Below are 22,142 nucleotides of genomic sequence, written 5' to 3'. Positions count from 1 at the left end.
GATGTTATTTATTGATAATAAAGGAATTACAGATCCTAGAATAAACTTAGCGATTGAAGAATACTGTGTGAAGAATTTAGATATTAACGAAACATATTTACTTTTCTACATTAATGAACCTTCCATTATCATTGGTAAAAACCAAAACACAGTAGAAGAAATTAATGCAGATTACGTAAAAGAAAAAGGTATTCATGTTGTTCGTCGTCTATCGGGCGGAGGCGCAGTATATCATGATTTAGGAAACTTAAACTTCAGCTTTATTACGAAAGATGATGGAGATAGTTTCAGCAACTTCAAAAAATTCACAGAGCCTGTAACGAAAGCGCTTGGTAAATTAGGGGTAAATGCAGAACTAAGTGGTCGTAACGACATTTTAGCTGAAGGCAGAAAAATTTCAGGTAACGCGCAGTTCTCAACGAAAGGTCGTATGTTCAGTCATGGTACGTTACTATTTGACTCTGAAATCGATCACGTCGTATCAGCGTTAAAAGTAAAAATGGATAAAATCCAATCAAAAGGCATTAAATCAATCCGTAGCCGCGTTGCGAATATTACAGAGTTCCTAAACGAAGAAATGACGACAGAAGAGTTTAGACAACTTCTTCTAGAAACAATTTTCGAAGGGGAAACAGAAATTCCAACGTATGAATTAACAGAAGAAGATTGGAAAGAAATCCATAAACTTTCTGAAGAGCGTTACCAAAATTGGGATTGGAACTACGGAAAATCTCCGAAGTTCAACTTACAACATTCACACCGCTTCCCAGTTGGACAAGTTGATGTTCGTCTTGAAGTGAAAAAAGGAACAGTAACAGAATGCAAAATTTACGGTGACTTCTTCGGTTCACTAGATGTGCATGATATTGAAGAACGTCTAACAGGCGTACAATTCGATAAAGATGCATTCACTACAGCTTTAGAAGGCGTAGATATCGCACGCTACTTCGGTAATATTACAACAGAAGATTTCTTACATTTGTTCTTCTAAAAATAAGGGAGGCTGTCGTAACGAGCAGCCTCTTTTTTTGCGTAGATTGTCGCGTTTTGTCGGTAAGTCGATATATTTTAAAAATCGCTGATATATTTCGAGTTACGGTCGATATATTTTAAAAATCGCTGATATATTTCGAGTTACGGTCGATATATTCGAAAAATCGCTGATATAATTTCATATACCATAAAATCACAAGACATTTGCCCCTTATAAAGGAATATATATATTTAAAAGGAGGCGGATTGAAATGAAGAGGGTAATGTACGTTGTATTATTGCTCAGCTTCGTCATCGGAATGACAGCTTGTAACGATGAAACGTCCCAAAGTCGCACACTTTTATCCGACTTTAATGGGCAGTAAGATCCCCACCTCAAAATTCAGCGAAAGCAAAGAAGTTAGGTGGGGGATCAACTGCCCATAAAAGTCCGATTGGTTCAACTAATAATCAGTCGGGGATGAAGAAAACCCCCACTGATTAAAGTTTCACTTTATCTATTGGCAAACCAGCGAAAGATAATGTTATATATTTTACGCATACAGATAACAGACGAAAGATACAGGAAATACAAGACATGTTTCAAAATAAGAAGTGGAAAAGAAATGAAACATTCAGCACTGTTAATAAGACACCAGATGTCGTTTTTTCAATAGATGAAGACAATACAGGGTTACCGACATTATATGTTACGGTGTATTTTCATGAAGATGGAGCGGACGCGATCAACTTGTTTGGAGAGCATACGACGTTAAATAAAGAGGAACTTACTAAACTTAGAGAAAAGATGAGTGCATATTATCCTAAAATGATTTTTGGTCTAGTTTCATAAATTACTTGCAAATAAAATTCCCTTATCCTTCCAAAGTAAATGAAGAGAAGGTGATCTGTTTATATGCAGTTAATGGAATAACACTTGCCACTTTAATTTTCTTTTAATATAATTAATTTAGAATTTTTAAATATTCTAAATTTTATAAAGGTGGGGTTTGTGTGAATCTCGTTCAATCTTTGGCTGAAACGGCGAAAAAGAAGGGGGATAAACCGGCTTATATATTTATGGATCAGTCGGTCTCATATGACCAATTAAACAAAATGGTCACAAGGTTTTCTAGCAATTTAGCAGCAATGGGCATTGGAAAAGGGGACAATGTCGCATTAGTTGTTGGAAATTCACCACATTTTTTGGTCGGTTTATACGGAACAATGAAAGCTGGAGCAACTGTTATTCCAGTTAATCCAATTTATACAGCAGACGAAATGCATTACATTTTACAAAATGGAGATGTAAAAACAATCATCGTACTCGACGTCCTTCTACCTGTTATACAATCTCTTACAACAAGACTTCCTTCATTAGAAAACATCATCATATGTGAAACCTCATCAGATTTTAACCATACAGAAACCGAAAAAATGAAAACGTTTACCAGAATGATAGGGGCTGGAGATTTAACTTACGAAGGTCCTGAACTAGATGAAGAAGATGTAGCGGTTATTTTATACACTTCGGGCACAACTGGAAAACCGAAAGGTGCTATGTTAACTCATAAAAATTTATATAGTAATGCGAGTGATGTGGCATCGTATTTACAATATACGGCTGATGATCGCGTCGTTGCGGCACTGCCGATGTTCCACGTATTCTGTTTAACAGTGGCGGTAAATGCACCGATTGTGAACGGAGCAACGATTTTGATGTTACCGAAATTTAGTCCGAAAGAAGTATTCCGTATTTGTCGTACGTACGAACCGACGATTTTTGCTGGTGTACCGACAATGTACAATTATTTATATTTATTTGAAGAAGCAAGCGCAGAAGATGTGAAGACGCTTCGCCTTTGTATTTCAGGTGGTGCGTCAATGCCTGTTGCTCTTCTGCAAAACTTTGAAAAACGTTTTGACGTTATTGTTTCAGAAGGATACGGTTTATCAGAAGCATCACCAGTTACTTGTTTCAATCCGCTAGATCGTCCTCGTAAACCAGGATCGATTGGCACAAATATTTGGCATGTAGAAAATAAAATTGTAAATGAGCTTGGGGAAGAAGTACCTGTTGGTGCAGTCGGTGAATTAATTGTTCGCGGGCCGAACGTTATGAAAGGATATTATAACGCACCAGAAGACACAGCTGCGACGTTGAAAGACGGCTGGCTATATACAGGTGACTTGGCGAAAATGGATGAAGAAGGTTACTTCTATATCGTTGATCGTAAAAAAGATATCGTCCTAGTAGGCGGTTATAACGTATATCCTCGTGAAGTAGAAGAAGTATTATATACGCACGAATCAGTAGCGGAAGTTGTTGTAATCGGCGTTCCTGATGAAAACTTAGGAGAAGCAGTACGAGCTTACGTCGTTCTGAAACAGGCTAACGTAACAGAAGAGGAACTCATGCATTACTGTACGTTACATTTAGCAAAATATAAAGTACCAATGAGTATCGAGTTTTTAGCAGAATTGCCGAAGAATACGACAGGCAAGTTGCTGAGAAGAGCTTTGAGAGAGAAAGCGATACAAGTTTAAAAATAGAGGCAACCATCTTTATGAAGATGGTTGCCTTTCTATTTTTTAGCATTGGTTAAGCTAGGGTGCCATATATTTAAACCGTAATATGACTAATAAGGAGGAGATATACGTGGAGCAGAAGGAATTACGTTTGCGACGAGTACAATATCTTATTTGTGACATTATGGATGAAATGAACGCGGAAAGTGAGAAGAAAAACTTAGAAATACTGCAGCAAGTCATTGATCATCTTTCAGGAGCGATAGGTGATTTAGTGGATCCATCAAGCTCGTACTCTATCGATTATTTAGAACGGAAAGTTCATACGGCGCATTATTTACTTTTTAAAAATGAGCGGAAAGCGTACTTATGTAGGAAATAATAGTATTATTTTTGTTTGACATTGATAATCATTATCAATGTGATAGTTATGTTGGGTATATTCATATAAAGGGAGATGTCATATTGATAATGATTAAGAAAAAACATGTAAATGCATTTGTTATAGCAGCAACGTTAGTAGTTCCATTTAGCGGTATTATGGCACCAATCGCGAAAGCTGAAGCAGCGGTTGAAATGAAAGCAAATAGTAAACTAGCAGATGGCACGTATGACGTTATTTTAAAGACTTATAAAGATCAAACGAATGATACATCTGTTGCGTCTACATATTTAAAAAATGCAAAAGTAACCATTCAAGGTGATAAAAAAATCGTTACGTTAACAGTTCAAGATAGTAGCTATTTCCAGTATCTTAGAGTAGAAGATAAGAATAAAGTAGGGACATTCCATGATGTAAAAGTAATTTCCGAAGATAAAGCGAATAACGGTACGAAAGTTGTTCAATTTGAAATTGATGAGTTTTCGAAAAAACATAATATGCAAATGCATATATTAATTCCAGCAATTAAATATGATCATAAATATCAAGTACAGTTTGAAATTGATGCGAGTGCAATTGAACAGAAGCCTAAATTCTCTGACGTACCAGCATGGGCACAAGAATCAGTTCAATATTTAGTAGATAAAGAAGCAGTACACGGTAAGCCAGACGGTACATTTGCACCAGCTGAAAATATCGATCGTAGTTCCGCTGCAAAAATGTTAGCAACTGTTTTACGGTTAGAAATTAAGAAAGATGCAAAGCCATCATTCCTTGATGCACAAAATCACTGGGCAACGCCGTATATCGCTGCTGTTGAAAAAGCAGGTATTGTAAAAGGTGATGAGAGGGGTAACTTTAATCCGAGCGGGTTAATTAACCGTGCATCAATGGCTTCTATGCTAGTAAATGCATATAAATTAGAAAGAAATGAAAATATAAAACTACCGAAAGAATTTGCTGACTTAAACAATCATTGGGGTGCGAAGTATGCCAATATTTTAATCCAAGAAAACATTTCAATTGGAACAGATAATGGCTGGGCTCCAGATAAAGCGGTAAGCCGTGCGGAAGCAGCACAATTTATTGCGAAGACGGATAAGTTGAAGAAATAAAGTGAACGAAAAGTCAGTGAGGATTTTCCCTCACTGACTTTTCGTTATTAAAAAAAAATTCCAAGTTGACACATGCGAATTGCGGAATTAAAATGAAAAGAAATCGAATACATTAGAAGCTAATCAGATAAACTGAAGGCGCACAATGTTCACGTTTGTGAATATATTGTGTGCCTTTTTCTATTGTATAAACTAAGGGGGATTTAACGATGAAACAGTGGGGGAAGGCAGCGTTTATGAAAAGTACAGGTGTTTTATTATCAGCAGTTGTACTTTTATCAGGGTGTGGTTCAGCAACATCCACTAATAATTCTGAAGGAAGTGGAGATAAAAATACAGTTGAGCTTTTAAATGTTTCGTATGATCCAACTAGGGAGTTATATCAAGATTTCAATAAAGATTTTGCGAAGTACTGGAAAGAGAAGCATGGGCAAACAGTAAATGTAAAACAATCACACGGAGGATCTGGAAGTCAAGCGCGTTCTGTCATTGATGGCTTAGAAGCAGACGTTGTTACACTAGCACTTGCTTATGATATTGATGCAATTAGTAAGAAGAAACAACTAGCAGAAGATTGGCAGAAGCGACTTGCGGATAATTCCACTCCGTACACATCAACAATTGTATTTCTTGTACGAAAAGGAAACCCGAAAGGAATTAAAGATTGGGATGATTTAACGAAAAAAGGTGTGTCTGTCATTACGCCTAATCCGAAAACATCAGGCGGAGCACGTTGGAACTATTTAGGGGCATGGGGATATGCGTTGAAAAAATATAACAATAGTGAAGATAAAGCGAAAGAGTTTGTCGGTCAAATTTATAAAAACGTGGAAGTACTAGATTCAGGGGCACGCGGAGCAACGACAACTTTCGTTGAAAAAGGAATTGGTGACGTATTAATCGCGTGGGAAAATGAAGCATTACTATCACAAAAAGAGCTCGGAAAAGATAAATTTGAAATTGTAACACCTCCAATTAGTATACTAGCGGAACCACCAGTAGCTGTTGTGGATAAAGTAGTTGATAAAAAAGGAACGAGAAAAGTGGCAGAAGGATATCTTGAATATTTGTATTCAGAAAAGGGGCAAGAAGTTGCAGCGAAAAACTTCTATCGCCCTCGTAACGAAAAGGTAGCAGAAAAATACGCATCTCAATTTCCGAAGATTCAATTATTTACAGTAGATGAACTATTTGGTGGTTGGAAAAAAGCGCAGGAAAAACATTTTAATGATGGCGGTATATTCGATCAAATTTATAAAAAATAAGGGGGGATGAGGTGAAAGAAGATGAGGAAAAAACGTGTTTTACCGGGGTTTGGATTATCTCTTGGATTTACAATGCTATATATGAGTTTATTCGTACTTATACCACTTTCTATCGTATTTATTCAAACTTCACAGTTAGGTTGGAAGAAATTTGCTGAGGTTGTAACGAGCGAGCGTGTACTGCATTCTTATCAAGTGAGTTTAACGACTTCACTTGCAGCAGCAGTTGTAAATGCCATTTTTGGTTTGCTAATTGCTTGGGTACTCGTTCGTTATACATTTCCAGGGAAACGATTGTTAGATGGATTAATAGATTTACCATTCGCTCTTCCGACTGCTGTAGCTGGTATTACACTGACAACGCTATATGCCGAAAATGGCTGGGTGGGGAAAATATTTAGTTTGTTTCATATAAAAGTAGCTTTTACGCCGCTCGGAATTATTGTTGCACTTACGTTTATTGGGTTACCGTTTGTCGTTCGAATGGTGCAACCGGTACTTCAAAATATTGATAAAGAAGTAGAAGAGGCGGCTTCTAGTTTAGGGGCGTCACGCCTCCAAATATTTATAAAAATCATTTTGCCAGAAATATTCCCAGCCTTACTTGCTGGCTTTTCACTCGCATTCGCAAGGGCATTAGGAGAATACGGATCTGTCGTTTTTATCGCCGGGAATATGCCGATGAAAACAGAAATCGCACCGCTTATGATTATGACGAAACTAGAACAATATGATTACGCAGGTGCAACAGCTGTGGCGACCGTGATGCTTATTATTTCTCTCCTGTTCCTTCTTTTTATTAACATGATTCAAAGCTGGAGTAGAAGGCATGAATTAAAAAGTGAATAGGAGGAGAGAAAATGGAACCAACATTATTAGAAAAGAAAATAGTAAAAAGCGTGTCATCTAAAAAAGATTCAAAGCTTGTACCGAGTATATTAATTACGATTACAGTTTTATTTTTATCTCTCTTTCTATTGCTCCCGCTCGTAACAATTTTTTTGAAAGCTTTTGAAAAAGGATTTGATGTATATCTTGCTGCTATCACAGATCAAGAAGCATTTTCAGCAATTAGGTTAACGCTTCTCGTTGCGTTAATCGTTGTGCCACTTAATACAATATTTGGGATAGCGGCCGCGTGGCTTATTACAAAGTTTCAGTTTAAGGGGAAACAGGTATTATTATCTCTTATTGAACTGCCGTTTGCCGTGTCACCAGTTATCGCAGGATTAGTGTTCGTTTTACTCTTCACACCGAGGGGGGCTCTTGGTGAATGGTTACTCGAACATGGAGTGAAACTTATCTTCTCTGTACCTGGCATTATTATCGCAACAATCTTTGTAACTTTCCCGTTCGTTGCACGTGAATTAATTCCGATTATGCAGGCGCAAGGGAAAAGTGAAGAGGAGGCAGCTTTATCACTTGGCGCAAGTGGCTGGAAAATGTTTTGGCGCGTTACGCTTCCCAATATAAAATGGGGTCTTTTATACGGCATGATTCTATGTAATGCCCGTGCTATCGGTGAGTTTGGAGCCGTTTCTGTTGTATCAGGTCACGTGCGCGGCATTACGAATACGATGCCGCTTCATATTGAAATTTTGTACAATGAATATCAATTTTCAGCAGCGTTTGCAGTAGCGACGTTAATGTCATTAATCGCGGTGTTTACGCTCGTTATAAAAAACTGGATCGAATGGCGAATGGAAAAACGACAATAAGGGGGATTACGGTGAGTATTCAAATTCAAGGTGTATCAAAACAATATGGTACATTTCAAGCGTTGACAGACATTAATTTGGATATCCCAAAGGGTGAACTTGTCGCCTTATTAGGCCCGTCAGGTTCTGGAAAAACGACGTTATTACGAATTATTGCAGGATTAGAAGAAGCGGATGAAGGCTCTATTTCATTTGAAGGGGAAGATCTAACAGACATTCACGTAAAAAATCGGCAAGTCGGTTTCGTCTTCCAACACTATGCGCTTTTTAAACATATGAATGTATTTGAAAATGTCGCTTTCGGTTTAAAAGTAAGAAAGAAAAGCTTAAGACCTTCAGCAGAAGCGATAGAAGAAAAGGTAATAGAATTATTAAAGCTTGTAAAGATGGATGGCTTTGCTAAACGTTATCCAGCTCAATTATCTGGCGGACAACGACAGCGTATCGCACTCGCGCGGGCACTTGCAGTCGAACCGAAAATTTTATTACTTGATGAACCGTTCGGTGCACTTGATGCAAAGGTGAGAAAAGAATTACGAAGATGGCTCCGAAAATTACACGACGAATTTCAAATTACGAGCGTATTCGTAACGCATGACCAAGAAGAAGCGTTAGACGTTGCAGACCGCATCGTTGTAATGAATGAAGGGCGCATTGAACAAATGGGAACACCGGAAGAAGTATATGAAAATCCAGCAAGCCCGTTCGTGTACGACTTTTTAGGAAATGTAAATTTATTTCACGGCCGCGTCCATAAAGGTAAGCTAAATGTAGGATCCGTAGAACTAGAAGCACCAGAGCATAAACACGTTTCAAACGTAGACGGAGTAGCTTACGTAAGGCCCCATCACTTATCCATCTCCCGTACGAAACAAAGTGTAGATGCAATCCCTGCGAAAGTATCATACTCTCACGCAGTTGGACCTGTCGTATATGTAGAATTAAAACGAGATGGAACAGATGAGTACTTAGAAGCAGAAATAAGTAAAGAACAGTTCAAGCAGCTCAGTATTCAAGCGGGTGATGTTGTATACGTACAGCCGAAAGAAGTGAAGGTGTTTATTCCGGAGGATTTTGTTATTTAAATAAAAACCGAACCACCATCTAAATGGCGGTTCGGTTTTCTTTATCTATTTTTTCTCTACTAATTTTTTATTCTTCCAATCTAGTGTGAACGATTTATTAAATGTTTTTTGATCAACATCTTTTACGTTGTTTCCAACCCAGTTTGCAGTTCCAAATGTGTAGCCTGGACGAAGTTGGTAGTCGTCGGCGTGTTTCGTATAAGCGACTTGTAGGTTAGATTGGTCTGTATTTTTTTCAGAGATAACAACAGCAATCATACCCGGAGAGAAACCGCTATTTGTTAGCGCTGGAAGTTGATCCATCGGTATTAAATTACCTTTTGCATCAGATTCATATAGGTATGTGCGAGAGTACATGAACAGTTGATTTCCGTATAAAGAATGGTAGGAATCCCGTGTATAAATACCCCAGTTTTGATTGTTATATCCGTTAAAGAATACGTTCCATTTTACGTTTTTATTTGTTTGGTCAATTAAATTTGTTTTATAGCTTGTTTGTTTATAGCTTACAGAGTCGGACCAAGTTACTTGACCAGTTGCGCCAGCTTCAGCGCTAGGCCCATTTGGCGTTGCAGAAGCTTTAACAGAACCGCCAAGTTGATAAGATACACTAGAGGTTACAGTCGTTTCTTCTACAGCATTTGTAGGTGCTACGTTAAAGAAACGGGCGCTATTATCTTGAAGATTAAAGGCAATATCATATTGTGAAGGATAGCGTAATGTTGCACTAGCGCCAGGGATTGGGTAGTTATCAATAGGCGCACTACTTATAGTAGGATTTGCTTTTAGAAAACTACCAGTTGTATTAATAACGGCAATCTGTTTATCAGCGCTTGGATCATCGATAAAAGTTACCTTTAAAGACATTGTCATATTATCAGTTTGATCATTATTAAATGTATTATAGCTCGTATGTGTTTTTGCATTTTGCCCGATATCTGTTACAACTTGTGACGTCGTTTGAGCGTAAGCAGCAGGTGTTGAAAGTGCCAAAGCGCTACTAGCAAAAACAGCGGATAATGCTAAACATTTTAAATATGTTTTAGAACGTTTCATACAATCACTCCCTTTTATTTTTGTCGATATATGTCGTATTTCGTTTATATCGTAACATGAAAATAAAACGGAATGGATAGTTATGCATAATTGCATAGGTGAGTTTTGGATAGTGAAATTTTATGAATCCTTCTCAAGGGAATCGCCGCTGTATTGTTTATATATTCCTCCTCATCAACTCCCCAACTTGCGTCGCAACATACTCAACATCACTATCAATTTCGTCTAACACGTAAGATTCCAAAATGCCCATGACAGCCGTTCCTAAAAATTTTAAAATGATGTGTTTATCGATGTTTTTATTTATTGATGTGTTTGTGTTTAACTTTTTCTCTATTTCGCCCATGATGAAAATTAATAATTTTTTTTGAAATGATAATGTGCTGTTACTTTTAAATAACGCCGCGAAAAATGGTTTGTGTTCTTTGAAGTATTCAAACCATATGATCGTTCCTTCTATAAATCCTTTGTTTTGTTTCTCATAGCATATTTCTTTTAATTGGTCTAAATGATCGTCCACAATTTTATCTAATAAATTGTACTTATCTAGATAGTGTAAGTAAAAAGTTTTTCGCCCGATGTTTGCTTTTTCGGTAATGTTTTTTACTGTAATTTCGTCGAAACCATCTGTAATTAACATTTCTATAAATGCCGATTGAATGGCGTTTTGTGATTTTATAATTCTTCGATCGATTTTCTCCATATGGTGTTCCTCCGTTGTTGATACACATATTTCTGTATGTGTGTATTATGACCCAAATGCGTAAATGTGGTCATTGAAACAAGTGGTTGCTCGCTTTATTATAAATATACACGTGAGTAATAACTCTCACAAGTGTAAAATTAAAAATGAGATAAAGGTGGTTTTATATATGGCAGTTACGAAGAAAAATGTACGATTTTATGCAAGAGGTTTACAAGTTGCAGGTATTTTGAACATTCCCGAAGGTGCTGAGGAAAAGAAACAAAATGCAGCGATTGTTTGTGTGCATCCAGGTAGTAGCTGTAAAGATCAAACAGCAGGGTTGTATGCGGAAAAGTTAGCAGAACAAGGGTATGTAACGCTTGCGTTTGATGCATCGTATCAAGGTGAAAGTGAAGGTGCACCGAGATATATGGAAGAGCCAGCTGCGCGAGTTGAGGATATTCGCTCAGCAGTAGATTATGTAACTACCCTACCTTATATAGATGAAGAACGTATCGGTGTGTTAGGGGTTTGTGCAGGCGGTGGTTATGCGGTAAATGCTGCGATGACAGAACGCCGTATTAAAGCGGTTGGTACAGTTGTTGGTGCAAATATCGGTCGTTTAAATCGTGAGTCTAACCCGATTGGTGTGTTAGAGGCAATTGGTAAACAACGTACTGCTGAAGCGCGCGGAGCAGAAGAAATGATTACAAATTGGATTCCTAAAAATCAGGAAGAGTTAGCGGCAGCAGGTATGACGGATATAGATATTGTAGAAGCAGTTGAGTATTACACAACGCCGCGAGGTCAAAGTGTGAACTCTCCAAACAAATTAAACTTTACAAGTATGGGATCGGTAATTGGTTTTGATGCGTTCCATTTAGCAGATACGTTATTAACGCAGCCGCTGCAAATTATTGTCGGCAGCAAGCAAGGCGCATTCGGTTCTTATAAAGATGGTCATGAGCTTTATGAGAAAGCAGCATCAGAGAAAAAAGACTTACTTGTTGTGGAAGGTGCGAGTCACTACGATTTATATGATCAAACAGAACCAGTAAAAATTGCGGTTGAAAAATTAACAAGTTTCTATAACGAAAATCTGTAAAAGGAATGTTGTTTTGAATTGCACCTCTAATTGTTAGATTTGCGTCTAGCAATTAGGGGTTTTTATTGTGAAGATTGCAGTGCTTAATATTTACGTTTAGCGTGCATAACAAGATATAATAGAAGAAATACATAAGGAGGCACGCTGTGAAGAATCTTCGCTATTTCAATATATTTACTATGTTACTTGTATACACACTACTTATGTTTTACATTGGCTGGAACGGATGGGTTTGGCTTCATGCGGTATTTGGCTGGGAGTCTTGGGGATATTACGCTTTCGTTGTTGGCTTCATTTCATATGCGTACATTCTCGTGCAAGTGTTTAAGTTTCTGCCATTTCTACGAACTATAGGTTCGATTTGGTTTGCGGTCATACAATATGCGCTTATGTTGTTGCCACTTGCTGATATTATAGTTTTCCTTCTACAGTTTTCAGTGGAGAAAGAAGCGGCAATTATTTGGACAGGGGCGGCTGTATTAGCTACATTTATCTTTATCTTTGCGTACGGAGTATTCAACGCATACAGCCCGGTAGTAAGAAAATACGAGGTGCACATATCGAAAAAAGTAGAGGGACGTAAAAGTTTACGCATTGCGATGGCTTCTGATATGCATTTCGGTAAATTGTCTGGTGTTTCGCATTTAAAAAGACTTGTCCGTCATGTAAATGAAATGGAGCCTGATATTATTTTACTGCCAGGTGATATTATCGATGATCATCCAGGTGTGTTCATTCAAAAAAATATGGGATCAATTATGAAACAAATGAAAGCTCCACTAGGTGTATATGGTGTGTTAGGAAACCACGAATATTACGGGCGAGCAGTTCCAGAATTTTTACAAGAGATGGATAAGATCGATATTCGTATTTTGTTAGATGAAGTGATCACAATTGAAGATGACTTCTATCTTGTTGGAAGAAGAGATAAAACAGAGCGAGATCGCCAAAGTTTTGAAAATCTTATGAGTGCGGTAGATATATCCATGCCAGTTATCGCAATGGATCATCAACCATTTGAGTTGAAACAGGCAGCGGATGCTGGCGTAGATTTACTATTATCCGGTCACACGCACCGCGGACAAATGGCGCCAAATCATATTGTAACGAGAAGAATGTATGAACTAGACTGGGGATACGCACAAAAAGGTGCATTCCACGCAATTGTTTCTTCTGGTTTCGGATTTTGGGGACCGCCGCTTAGACTTGGAAGTAGATCTGAGGTTGTACAGGTGGAGGTTACGTTTGAATAAGTGTATGTAATAGAGAGCTAATGGCTCTCTATTCTTACAAATAAAAAAAGGCTCCGTATAAGGAGCACTCAATAAAAACAAATGAATTAAAACAAATAACAGACATGTATAATATACAACATTTCTAATTTAATATCAATATATTAGGATTTAAAAATTTATTGTTGTTGATTTTATAAAAGAGGTACGATTATAAGAGGCGGCTAAGATAGAGGGGGGATTATAAGTGATCATATCAGATATACTATACGGAGAATTTAAAGTGGATCCAGTAGTAGAAGAATTAATCTTAAGTAAGTCTGTGCAAAGACTAAAAGGTATTCATCAAACTGGCGCAAGTTATTTAGTGAACAAGGAATGGAATGTAACGCGCTTTGATCATTCAGTTGGTGTTATGTTGTTAGTTAAAAAGCTAGGTGGTTCAGTAGAAGAGCAAATTGCAGGTTTACTGCACGACGTATCGCATACTGCTTTTTCTCATGTGATTGATTACGTTTTTGATAATAGAAGTGAAAGTTATCATGAAGAGATATTTAGTTCTGTTGTGAAAAACTCAGAAATTCCAGCGATTCTTGCGAAGTATGGCTATAACTATGAAGAAATTTTGTTAGATGATTCGAAGTGGACGTTATTGGAAAGGTCAGCGCCCGAATTATGCGCAGATCGAGTGGATTATACGTTACGAGATATGTATACATATGGGTATATTTCTTTAGAAGAAGCTCACAGTTTTTTAGAAGATGTAATTGAAGTAAACGGAAAAATGGTCCTTCAAAACATCGAAATGGCAGAGTGGTTTACAGAAACGTATTACAAAGAAGTCATCGATTTCTTTATGCAACCAATGAATAGTTACGGAAATGATATGTTAGCAAAAACGCTAAAGTTAGCTCTACACAAAAAGGTTATTCATGCAGATGATTTTCTTCTTGAAGATGATGAGCTAATTTCGAAATTGCAGCAATGTAGTGATCCAGAAGTACATGCTTTATTAAGCAAAGTCCACCCGAATGTAATAGTAAAAGAAGATAGAAACGATTACGATTTGTATCAGAAAAATAAAGTCCGTCTCATTGATCCTCCATTACTTCATGAAGGGGAAGTTGTTCCAGCGTCTGTCGTATCAGAAAAAATAAGGCAGATGAGCGAAATTGCTTATGAAAAAGCGGTGAGAGGGATGTATGTGAAAGTGATTTCGGATTAACAGAAAGAAGGTATCATCACATAAGATGATACCTTCTTTCTATTCATCTAATATTTTCCACTCGTTTCCCCAATCCTTCATCGCGTCAAAAATAGGACGGAGTGTTTCACCTTTTTTTGTTAGTGAATATTCCACGTGAGGTGGCATAGTTGAATAGATTGTTCTCTTTATAATATTTTCTTGTTCAAGTTCTTTTAAGCGAAGAGATAGGGTGCGTGGGCTAATACCGTTTAGGCATCTTTCAAGCTCAGCAAAACGTTTAGGACTATAAAACAAATCTCTTAAAATTAAGAAGGTCCACTTTCCGCCTATTACAGACATTGTTTTTTCAATAGGGCATTTTAATAAAGTTTCTTTATTTGTATTTTCCATATAAACACTCCTTACTATATAAAAGTATAGGTACTATATAAAAAATCAGTACTTTTATAAATGAAGTACTTTATTTATTATAGTCCTAAAGGAATATATAGGTAAATTACTAATTTTTGAAAGGGGAGTAAGTAAGTGAGTGGGGTGGCTAGTAGAAATTTAGATGTTCAAACTAAAGAGAAATCAGGTATTATCATTTTAATCGCTTTAGCGATGGGGTTTATTATGGCAACATTAGACGTAACAGTAGTAAATGTTGCGGTAGTGAATATTCAAGAAACATTAGGACTGACATTGTATAGTTCGACATGGATTGTCGACGGATATATTTTATCTTTTGCGGCATTATTATTAGCTGGAGGGGCGTTGGCCAATCGATTTGGAGCAAAAAAAATATATATGATTGGTTTAATTATTTTTGTGTTCGCATCTCTTTTATGTACGGTTGCTACAACGGGGAACACTCTTGTTATAGGGCGGATAATTCAAGGTGTTGGAGCGGCTTTATTTATGCCAAGTTCACTTAGTTTATTAGTAGTATCATTTCCAGATGAAAAGAAGAGAGCTAAAATGTTTGGGATATGGTCCGCAATTGTCTCTATTGCTTCTGGTACGGGCCCTTTTATTGGTGGCCTTTTAGTAAATACATTTGGTTGGCGAAGCATTTTTATTATAAATCTTCCAATCGGGATGATTGGTATTTTAATGGCTTTTGTAATTATTCCAAATGTTTTACCGAAAAAGGAGAAGATAAATGTAGCGAATCATTTAATCGGTATAATTGCAATAACATTGTTGGCGTTTACTCTAATTGAAGGGCCAAGTTACGGATGGTCTTCGCCTCAAATTTTAGGAGGAGTAGTGGGGACGGTATTAACTACTATTCTCTTTGTTTATGCAGAACGAAAATCAAAAAACTCAGTTGTACCAAGAGTGTTGTTCCAAAACGAGACATTTATTTCGGCGAATATAGTTGGATTTCTAATAAACTTTGCGTTATTTGGCGGCATATTTATGTTTGGACTCTTTTTACAAAAAGCATATGTAGCAAGCCCATTTGTAGCAGGATTACAACTATTGCCGATGATGAGCGTATTTGTTATTGGGAATGTATTATTCGCAAAAATGGTGACTAAGTTTAGCTCAAAATCGTTATTATTCATAGCGTTATTTATAGCTAGTATAGGGTCTTTATTATTAATGCTTCTAGTAAATAATGTGAGTTATATAGGAATTGCAATCATTTATAGTGTTGTTAATCTTGGAATCGGTATAGCAGTACCTGCCATGACTACAATTGTAATGAAATCTGCTGGTCGTGAAAATGGGAATATGGCTGGAGCAACTTTAAATGTAAATCGTCAAATTGGTGCATTAGTCGGTATAGCAATTATGGGAATCATTTTAAATGAATCATCGAATTGGTACAAAGGGGCAAGCAATAGTTTTTTAGTTATTGGAATCGCCTATTTATGTGCAGTATTTTTAGTTTGGAAGTTTGTGGAGAGGGAATAAAAAGTAGAGCAGCCCCCCTAGATGCTCTACTTTTCCCACATTACTGATCAAGCCAATTCCAAACCTCAATATCTCCAAGAGTCGCATAACGAACGTGAGGCGAGTTTTGTAATTTTAATAACTCTTTCGACGGGCCTGTAATGACAATTCCATATACTTTTACGCCGTTATCTTTTACATACTCATAACGCTTATCTAAGTTCAGCTCTTTTTCAGGAGTCCAAGTAGTTTTGCTTACAGTTTTTTTATGCTCAGAAAGGATGCGCATCATTTCGATTACTTCATCTTCTTTTGTCTTCGGTCGTTCAGCTTCACTATCAGGGAGGTTTATATGTTCTGGAAATCCGATAACCTCTCCGCTATGCAAGATGAAATCTTCCTCATCTATTCTCTCTTGTCCTGTGTCTAAAGCGTACCATAGAGGAGTGGGCGGCATTTCTTGTGCTCCAAATACGCTATATAAAAGGGATTCTACTTCCTGCAACTTGTAAGGTTTGTCAAAAGATATCGCTACTTCAGCAACGGTTCCGTCATGTACTTTTGCAAGTGTATCCCAAACTTTTTTAGACGATTCTTTTAAGTGATCACCTTGTTTTATTTTTGGATGAACAAAATAAAGATTAGAGTAATTCAATTTGTTTGCCCAAGATTTATTTGTAACAGTTACAGACGATAAGAAGCTTTTCGTTGTTACTGTACCGAATTGAACTTCTTTTTTGCCGACAGTTTTAACTAAATTCATTTCATTTTCTGTACGGAAAAAGGGTTTGATTTTTGTACTGCCTCCAGCGGAACGACTATTTGGAATGGTTGCTTCTAGTGCGAGTGCTGGAATCTCATTTACTTCGGCTAACTTTTTCATATTATAGAAGTAAAGAGAAGACGAAAAATGACCGAAAAAATAGATTGCTATACAAACCGCAAGGACAAAACTAACGGTTTGCCAACGTTGTTTCCATTTTATTTTCCAAAACGGGACTGTAAGATTTAGTGGTGGTAGTTTTTTCTTTATTGGTTCATTCTTCAAAAGCAACTCATCTAAGTAAGCTTCACATTCTTCACATGTTTCAATATGATTTTCTAACAGTTCCTGTTCATCATGCGTGAGCGTTCCGTTTTCGTACTTCTTCCATAGTTTTTTAAATACTGCACAACCCATCTGTATCACTCCTTAATGCCTTTCATTTCTTTCCGTCCCCCGTGTAATTCAATTTTCACTTTCGCTAGTGAGAGACCGGTCATTTCTGCTATTTCCTTATACGAGAATCCGTAGTAATCTCGTAGTAGTAGGACATTTCGTCTTTCGAGCGGAAGAGAAGATAAACCTTCTAACCAACTAGCAATCTCATGTTTTACGAAATAAGAGTGCTCTGTGCTTGGCACGTTTGGTAAATGGAATTCTTCAATTGTCGTTGTTTTATATTTTTTCTCTTTTCGGTACCAATCGATAAAGGCGTTGTAGGCAATTGTAAATAACCAAGGCCTAATTTCTTCTCCTTTATAATAGTTAATATGGACGAGCATTCGGTAAAATGTTTCTTGCATAAGATCTTCAGCAAAATGGGAATCTCCGGTTAGGGAGAGAAGATAGCGAAATAAATCATGCATATGCTCTGAGTAAATTTCTTCTAATGATTGTTTGCGTTTCACTAATTTCCCTCCCTTCATACATAACAACGAAATACATATAAAAAAGTTACATTTGTTTTTAAAATTATAGTAAAAAACGTCAAGAATTGGATAAGATTCTCTTTTATCATAATACATATAAGGCGGGTGAACAGAGATGGAAAGCTATGAAACACAAATTCAAAGGTCAATTGATTATATTGAGGAAGATGTAATGGAAAAACAGACGCTGCGTAATTTAGCACGTATTGCAGGTTTTTCTGAATCGCATTTTCATCGTGTATTCCAGGCGTTAGTAGGTGATACAGTAATGGAGTACGTTCGAAAGAGGAGGTTAGCCCGGGCAGCTTATCAACTTTCTCATACGGATGAAAAAATTATTGATATCGCATTTGAGCATGGCTTTCAATCTCATGAAACGTTCACGAGAGCCTTTAAAAAATTATTTCAAATGACACCGAGTGAATATCGAAAGCAAGAAATAGAAACACCGATGTATTACAGCGTGAATGTAAAGCAAAGAAAATTAAATCCGTATTTAGGGGGCATACAAATGGAATATCGTATTGTAAATAAACCAGAATTTTTAGTGGCGGGTTATGAACTGAAGACGACGAGTAAAGAAGGGAAAAACCATCAAGACATTCCAGCATTTTGGCAAGAATATTTACAAAAAGATCTTGGAACGACAATTCCGAATCGTAAAGATACGAGCCAATGGGTAGAGCTTGGATTATGTACTGATTTTAATTTAGAAACGGGCGACTTCACTTATATTATCGGAATGGAAGTTACAGGCTTTGAAAATGTACCAAATGAAGTTGCGAAGCGTACTTTCCCAGCAGCAACATATGCAGTATTTACAACGCCGAAAGTTCCTCATGAAGAAATGGTATCGTCTATTCACCAAACGTGGAATGCAGTATTCTCAGAATGGTTCCCGCATTCAGGCTATGAACATTGCGGCGTTACAGAGTTTGAATTATACGATGAGCGTTGCCACGAAGATAAGAGTGAGTTCGCTCAAGTAGAGCTTTGGATACCGGTGAAGAAAAAATAATAGGATAAGGGCGAATCATTGGGAGATGATTCGCTATTTTATACAAGGGAGAAATGGGAAGATGTTCAAAAAATTAGAATGTGTATCTATACATACGAAGGATATAGGAAAATCCGTTTCTTTTTATAAAGAAATGGGAATGGAGCAAAACTGGATTATAGAGAGAGAACTAGAAGAAGGGGTTATTTGGACGTTAATAGGATTGAAGTTTCCAGATGAGAAAAGTTCGGAGTTAGTAATAAGCAATCATCCGGATATTCATTTTATAGAAGTCGAAGTATTAGTAGAAGATGTGCAACAAACGTATGAAAGTTTAAAAGATAATAAAGATGTGAAATGGATTCGTGAACCATTTCCAACAGAATCAGGACACATTGCGGTAATGGAAGCACCTGATGAGAATGTGTTTGTGTTAGTAGGGAAATAGCTGAGATATGGAGTGACCTTTCATAGTGAGTTATGGAAGGTTATTTTTACTTTGTATAGTAGTAGGTTATCGTTGTCGATTTTTGTCGGTAAGTCGATATATTCAGAAAATCGCCGATATATTCGTAAAATTGCATATGTAATTTCATATACCGCTAAAATAACTCATAAAGATGGTCTATATCATTTCATTTACCGCTGAACTCTCCCAGAATAGAAAAAAGAAAAGACGCCACATAGCGCCTTTTCTATGAACGAAACGGAAAAACAAGTATAATCGTCGTTCCTTTTCCAAGTTCGCTATCAATGGAAATCGTTCCGTTATGAGCATGAACGAGCTGCTTTGTAATAGCGAGGCCAAGTCCCGTTCCGATGTTGCTTTCTTCTGTATTTGTTCCCCTATAATATCGCTCAAAGAGAAGTTCTTTCGTTTTATCATCCATTCCTTTTCCGTTATCTGAAATAGAGAGTGTAAATGAATTTCCATTTTGCGAAAGTTTTACGATGACGTTTGTCGTTTCATTATTATGTTTTATGGCGTTTGCGAGTAAGTTTTCGATAATACGCTGGAACCATTTTTCTTCAATAAAATATTGAATTTTATTTGAGCTTGGTACAAATTCAATATTTTGATTTTGAAGTGTCGGATTATTAATGAATTGTAATAATACTTTTTGAACGAATTGATTCATTTCAATATTTACGTGTTGCGCAGGAAGACTGTTATTTTTTAATTGATACGTTAAGCTTAAATCATCAATTAATGTCGTCATATATTGAGATTTCTCTTTCATAACACTACCGAATTGTTGAATGTCACGATCAGTCCAGTTGTATTGCTGTGATTCTAGTAATAAAGCATAGCCATATATAGAGCTTAGTGGTGTTTTTAAATCATGTGTGAGACCGGTAATCCATTCCTCACGTGTTTGCTGCAGTACTTGCCTCATCGCATCATTTTTTTTGAGTGTAATAGAAAGGTGCTCTAGTGAACTTGTAACATCTCGAAACAAGCGGAATGACCATTTTTCTTTACCAGATCGCCTGAATCTGATAGGTTTCCCTTTTTTACTAACAGGTTCTTCGTACTTTCCACCAGCTATGTTTTTAAGCCAGCGCATCGCATGTAATAACGGTTTTCCAAATTTATTACCGTACCAAATAGAAAGAATAACTAAATAAACAAATACGATAAGAAGGATTAATCCGCATCCGATTAGAAACTTTTTAGTAAATACATCTTCTATTTCATCATCTGGGTAGTAGTGCTCATTTTTGGCAGTTACAACAAGGAGATGATTGCTATTTGTGTCATAAAAGCTAGACGTGTTTTCTTTATGATTCCACGGTTCTTTTTCACTAAGAGCGGCTTGTATAACAGAAAATGTTTTTTTCTTTCCATTTGGATAGGAGAATACTTCTTCGCCAACGCTATTAAAGATTTGAAGTGTTGCTTTTTCTTTAGAAAGTAAATGCTGTTCTTCTTCTGTTAATGTGAACGAATCCGTAGATACAGAAGGGTGCGTTTTCTGGATTGTTTTTAGTAATTCATTGCTTTTTAACATACTGCCGTAAATAACAAGCACATTCTTTTCTTCTAATTCAATTTCCCAATACGTAAATGTATAAGGGCTTTCTATGTGATTCTGTATATATGAGAATAAAGATGCCTTCGTATAAGATGTCGGTACGTCACTAGGTGTATTAAAGTGATAGAGAACTTTTCCGTTTTCCTCTACAACTTGAATCCAATCATTTTTCTCTTTCATTAAGTCTTTTACTTCAGTTTTTAACGAAATATCGCCATCTTCTGAAGAGATATATCTTGCAATCATAAAATTATCAGCATCTGGAATATTCGGTTCATATGAAGTACTCGTAACAAGAAAAATTAAATAAGTGAAAGCAGCTACTACAGCAATTAGTAATGTAACTAAAACAAATACGTGTTGCAGAATAAACTGGATAATGAGTCGTTTATTAAAATTCATATCGTCACCCTACTTTGTAATGAACTTATAGCCAAGTCCGCGAACGGTTTTTATATATTCTGGTTTACTTGGGTCTTGTTCAATTTTTTCACGTAGTTTTCGAATGTGAACCATAACGGTATTGTCATCGCCATTATAGGCTGGTGCTCCCCAAACTTTTTCGTATATTTCTTCCTTCGAAAATACATAGTTCGGATTCTCGCAAAAGAAGAGTAGTAGCTGAAATAGCTGGGCGGAACATTCGACAACATGTCCATTCACTGTCAGTTCTGCGGAATCGCGATCAATTGCAAATCTACCAAATGAACTAGAGTGTGCTTTTTGTTCATGTGTCATTACTTGCTTCATATGTCTTCGGAGTTGTGCTTTCATACGAGCTACTACTTCAAGTGGATTAAATGGCTTCGTAATATAATCATCTGCACCGTGTGCAAATCCAGATATTTTATCTAAATCAGATGCTTTAGCTGTGAGGAAGAAGATAGGGCAATCTGTTTTCTGTCGAATGATGGGACAAATATCAAAACCAGATTGTCCAGGAAGCATGACATCTAAAATAATTAAGTCGTAATCGTTTTGCTGAGTGAGAGATAAAGCTATTTCAGCTGATGTTGCAGTTGTAATATGAGAAAAACCTTCTTTTTCAAGAATGGTAGTTAGTAATTGTAAAATTGCTGTTTCATCATCAACGAGCAAAATATTTGCTTCATACATAAAAAATCCCTCCTAATTTCCTCGAATATCATATCATCTTTCGGTAACTTATGGAATTTTTAAGGA

Annotated in this window: 22 protein-coding genes; 15 read left to right on the top strand and 7 right to left on the bottom strand. The window is 36.7% G+C overall.

All coding sequences use genetic code 11. The features are described 5' to 3' along the window. Nucleotide 1 precedes the first annotated feature (1 nt). From AC0NJG_RS20145 to AC0NJG_RS20105, 9 genes are all read left to right on the top strand, one after another. Nucleotides 2-991, top strand: coding sequence for a lipoate--protein ligase (locus AC0NJG_RS20145; RefSeq protein WP_062922014.1), 990 nt, complete (start codon nt 2-4; stop codon nt 989-991). 501 nt (nt 992-1,492) lie between these two features. Continuing rightward, on the top strand, nt 1,493-1,825 hold the full coding sequence (locus tag AC0NJG_RS20140) for a hypothetical protein (protein WP_097610105.1): 333 nt from the start codon (nt 1,493-1,495) through the stop codon (nt 1,823-1,825). A 161-nt stretch (nt 1,826-1,986) separates the two neighbouring features. Continuing rightward, nucleotides 1,987-3,519, top strand: coding sequence for a fatty acid--CoA ligase family protein (locus tag AC0NJG_RS20135; RefSeq protein WP_087951613.1), 1,533 nt, complete (start codon nt 1,987-1,989; stop codon nt 3,517-3,519). Nucleotides 3,520-3,631: 112 nt separating this feature from the next. After that, entirely contained in the window at nt 3,632-3,883 is a 252-nt protein-coding gene (locus tag AC0NJG_RS20130) for a hypothetical protein (RefSeq protein ID WP_000435468.1), read from the top strand. An 89-nt stretch (nt 3,884-3,972) separates the two neighbouring features. Beyond that, entirely contained in the window at nt 3,973-4,998 is a 1,026-nt protein-coding gene (locus AC0NJG_RS20125; RefSeq protein WP_087995380.1) for an S-layer homology domain-containing protein, read from the top strand. Between the two features lie 209 nt (nt 4,999-5,207). After that, the gene (locus tag AC0NJG_RS20120; RefSeq protein WP_474063330.1) at nt 5,208-6,263 is read left to right on the top strand and encodes a sulfate ABC transporter substrate-binding protein; all 1,056 of its coding nucleotides are present in this window, start codon (nt 5,208-5,210) and stop codon (nt 6,261-6,263) included. A gap of 21 nt (nt 6,264-6,284) precedes the next feature. Next, nucleotides 6,285-7,112 (top strand): sulfate ABC transporter permease subunit CysT, encoded by an 828-nt coding sequence (cysT, locus tag AC0NJG_RS20115; RefSeq protein ID WP_087951616.1) that lies wholly within the window; start codon nt 6,285-6,287, stop codon nt 7,110-7,112. Nucleotides 7,113-7,123: 11 nt separating this feature from the next. Further along, nucleotides 7,124-7,981: a sulfate ABC transporter permease subunit CysW gene (cysW, locus tag AC0NJG_RS20110; protein ID WP_087951617.1), complete on the top strand. Its 858-nt coding sequence runs from the start codon at nt 7,124-7,126 to the stop codon at nt 7,979-7,981. 11 nt (nt 7,982-7,992) lie between these two features. Then, nucleotides 7,993-9,066 carry a sulfate/molybdate ABC transporter ATP-binding protein gene (locus tag AC0NJG_RS20105; protein ID WP_474063329.1) on the top strand — a complete coding sequence of 358 codons (1,074 nt, stop codon included), beginning with the start codon at nt 7,993-7,995 and terminating at the stop codon, nt 9,064-9,066. Nucleotides 9,067-9,111: 45 nt separating this feature from the next. On the opposite strand, the gene cytK2 is transcribed toward AC0NJG_RS20105, so the two are convergent. Both cytK2 and AC0NJG_RS20095 read right to left on the bottom strand, forming a co-directional pair. Continuing rightward, nucleotides 9,112-10,122, bottom strand: coding sequence for a beta-channel forming cytolysin CytK2 (gene cytK2, locus AC0NJG_RS20100; protein ID WP_000830616.1), 1,011 nt, complete (start codon nt 10,120-10,122; stop codon nt 9,112-9,114). Nucleotides 10,123-10,279: 157 nt separating this feature from the next. Beyond that, nucleotides 10,280-10,825, bottom strand: coding sequence for a TetR/AcrR family transcriptional regulator (locus AC0NJG_RS20095; protein ID WP_087995376.1), 546 nt, complete (start codon nt 10,823-10,825; stop codon nt 10,280-10,282). Nucleotides 10,826-10,994: 169 nt separating this feature from the next. Here AC0NJG_RS20095 and AC0NJG_RS20090 point away from each other — a divergent pair, with 169 nt between their 5' ends. The 3 genes from AC0NJG_RS20090 (at nt 10,995) to AC0NJG_RS20080 (ending at nt 14,369) form a co-directional block, all read left to right on the top strand. After that, complete coding sequence (locus tag AC0NJG_RS20090; RefSeq protein ID WP_143880920.1) at nt 10,995-11,912, top strand: alpha/beta hydrolase; 918 nt, start codon at nt 10,995-10,997, stop codon at nt 11,910-11,912. Nucleotides 11,913-12,058: 146 nt separating this feature from the next. Further along, complete coding sequence (locus AC0NJG_RS20085; protein WP_474063328.1) at nt 12,059-13,165, top strand: metallophosphoesterase; 1,107 nt, start codon at nt 12,059-12,061, stop codon at nt 13,163-13,165. A gap of 226 nt (nt 13,166-13,391) precedes the next feature. Next, on the top strand, nt 13,392-14,369 hold the full coding sequence (locus tag AC0NJG_RS20080) for an HD domain-containing protein (RefSeq protein WP_474063327.1): 978 nt from the start codon (nt 13,392-13,394) through the stop codon (nt 14,367-14,369). A 39-nt stretch (nt 14,370-14,408) separates the two neighbouring features. Here AC0NJG_RS20080 and AC0NJG_RS20075 read toward each other — a convergent pair whose 3' ends face one another. Further along, the gene (locus tag AC0NJG_RS20075; RefSeq protein WP_087951621.1) at nt 14,409-14,741 is read right to left on the bottom strand and encodes a winged helix-turn-helix transcriptional regulator; all 333 of its coding nucleotides are present in this window, start codon (nt 14,739-14,741) and stop codon (nt 14,409-14,411) included. Nucleotides 14,742-14,876: 135 nt separating this feature from the next. Between AC0NJG_RS20075 and AC0NJG_RS20070 the strand changes: the two genes are divergently transcribed. After that, nucleotides 14,877-16,256: an MFS transporter gene (locus tag AC0NJG_RS20070; protein ID WP_143880922.1), complete on the top strand. Its 1,380-nt coding sequence runs from the start codon at nt 14,877-14,879 to the stop codon at nt 16,254-16,256. A 40-nt stretch (nt 16,257-16,296) separates the two neighbouring features. On the opposite strand, the gene AC0NJG_RS20065 is transcribed toward AC0NJG_RS20070, so the two are convergent. After that, a complete protein-coding gene (locus AC0NJG_RS20065; protein WP_474063326.1) occupies nt 16,297-17,415 on the bottom strand; it encodes an anti-sigma factor in 1,119 nt (372 codons plus the stop codon). A gap of 5 nt (nt 17,416-17,420) precedes the next feature. Beyond that, nucleotides 17,421-17,924: an RNA polymerase sigma factor gene (locus AC0NJG_RS20060; protein WP_140168599.1), complete on the bottom strand. Its 504-nt coding sequence runs from the start codon at nt 17,922-17,924 to the stop codon at nt 17,421-17,423. Between the two features lie 118 nt (nt 17,925-18,042). Between AC0NJG_RS20060 and AC0NJG_RS20055 the strand changes: the two genes are divergently transcribed. Together AC0NJG_RS20055 and AC0NJG_RS20050 are read left to right on the top strand one after the other, a co-directional pair. Continuing rightward, nucleotides 18,043-18,945, top strand: a complete 903-nt coding sequence (locus AC0NJG_RS20055) for an AraC family transcriptional regulator (protein ID WP_087951625.1) — start codon at nt 18,043-18,045, stop codon at nt 18,943-18,945. 61 nt (nt 18,946-19,006) lie between these two features. After that, on the top strand, nt 19,007-19,372 hold the full coding sequence (locus AC0NJG_RS20050; RefSeq protein ID WP_474063325.1) for a VOC family protein: 366 nt from the start codon (nt 19,007-19,009) through the stop codon (nt 19,370-19,372). Nucleotides 19,373-19,619: 247 nt separating this feature from the next. Here AC0NJG_RS20050 and AC0NJG_RS20045 read toward each other — a convergent pair whose 3' ends face one another. Both AC0NJG_RS20045 and AC0NJG_RS20040 read right to left on the bottom strand, forming a co-directional pair. After that, nucleotides 19,620-21,362 (bottom strand): sensor histidine kinase, encoded by a 1,743-nt coding sequence (locus tag AC0NJG_RS20045; protein ID WP_087951627.1) that lies wholly within the window; start codon nt 21,360-21,362, stop codon nt 19,620-19,622. 9 nt (nt 21,363-21,371) lie between these two features. Beyond that, nucleotides 21,372-22,076, bottom strand: a complete 705-nt coding sequence (locus tag AC0NJG_RS20040; protein WP_000272685.1) for a response regulator transcription factor — start codon at nt 22,074-22,076, stop codon at nt 21,372-21,374. Nucleotides 22,077-22,142: the final 66 nt, after the last annotated feature.

This window comes from Bacillus sp. SSR7 (genome assembly GCF_055902415.1).
The sequence above is the reverse complement of the archived record's forward strand: the minus strand, read 5'-3'. Positions and strand labels throughout refer to the sequence as shown.

What these genes read in the sequence shown, in the direction of transcription:
- AC0NJG_RS20145 (WP_062922014.1), top strand. Translation starts at nt 2, where the DNA reads ATGTTATTTATTGATAATAAAGGAATTACAGATCCTAGAATAAACTTA.
- AC0NJG_RS20125 (WP_087995380.1), top strand. Translation starts at nt 3,973, where the DNA reads ATGATTAAGAAAAAACATGTAAATGCATTTGTTATAGCAGCAACGTTA.
- AC0NJG_RS20120 (WP_474063330.1), top strand. Translation starts at nt 5,208, where the DNA reads ATGAAACAGTGGGGGAAGGCAGCGTTTATGAAAAGTACAGGTGTTTTA.
- cysT (WP_087951616.1), top strand. Translation starts at nt 6,285, where the DNA reads ATGAGGAAAAAACGTGTTTTACCGGGGTTTGGATTATCTCTTGGATTT.
- cysW (WP_087951617.1), top strand. Translation starts at nt 7,124, where the DNA reads ATGGAACCAACATTATTAGAAAAGAAAATAGTAAAAAGCGTGTCATCT.
- cytK2 (WP_000830616.1), bottom strand. Translation starts at nt 10,122, where the DNA reads ATGAAACGTTCTAAAACATATTTAAAATGTTTAGCATTATCCGCTGTT.
- AC0NJG_RS20095 (WP_087995376.1), bottom strand. Translation starts at nt 10,825, where the DNA reads ATGGAGAAAATCGATCGAAGAATTATAAAATCACAAAACGCCATTCAA.
- AC0NJG_RS20090 (WP_143880920.1), top strand. Translation starts at nt 10,995, where the DNA reads ATGGCAGTTACGAAGAAAAATGTACGATTTTATGCAAGAGGTTTACAA.
- AC0NJG_RS20075 (WP_087951621.1), bottom strand. Translation starts at nt 14,741, where the DNA reads ATGGAAAATACAAATAAAGAAACTTTATTAAAATGCCCTATTGAAAAA.
- AC0NJG_RS20065 (WP_474063326.1), bottom strand. Translation starts at nt 17,415, where the DNA reads ATGGGTTGTGCAGTATTTAAAAAACTATGGAAGAAGTACGAAAACGGA.
- AC0NJG_RS20060 (WP_140168599.1), bottom strand. Translation starts at nt 17,924, where the DNA reads ATGAAGGGAGGGAAATTAGTGAAACGCAAACAATCATTAGAAGAAATT.
- AC0NJG_RS20055 (WP_087951625.1), top strand. Translation starts at nt 18,043, where the DNA reads ATGGAAAGCTATGAAACACAAATTCAAAGGTCAATTGATTATATTGAG.
- AC0NJG_RS20050 (WP_474063325.1), top strand. Translation starts at nt 19,007, where the DNA reads ATGTTCAAAAAATTAGAATGTGTATCTATACATACGAAGGATATAGGA.
- AC0NJG_RS20045 (WP_087951627.1), bottom strand. Translation starts at nt 21,362, where the DNA reads ATGAATTTTAATAAACGACTCATTATCCAGTTTATTCTGCAACACGTA.
- AC0NJG_RS20040 (WP_000272685.1), bottom strand. Translation starts at nt 22,076, where the DNA reads ATGTATGAAGCAAATATTTTGCTCGTTGATGATGAAACAGCAATTTTA.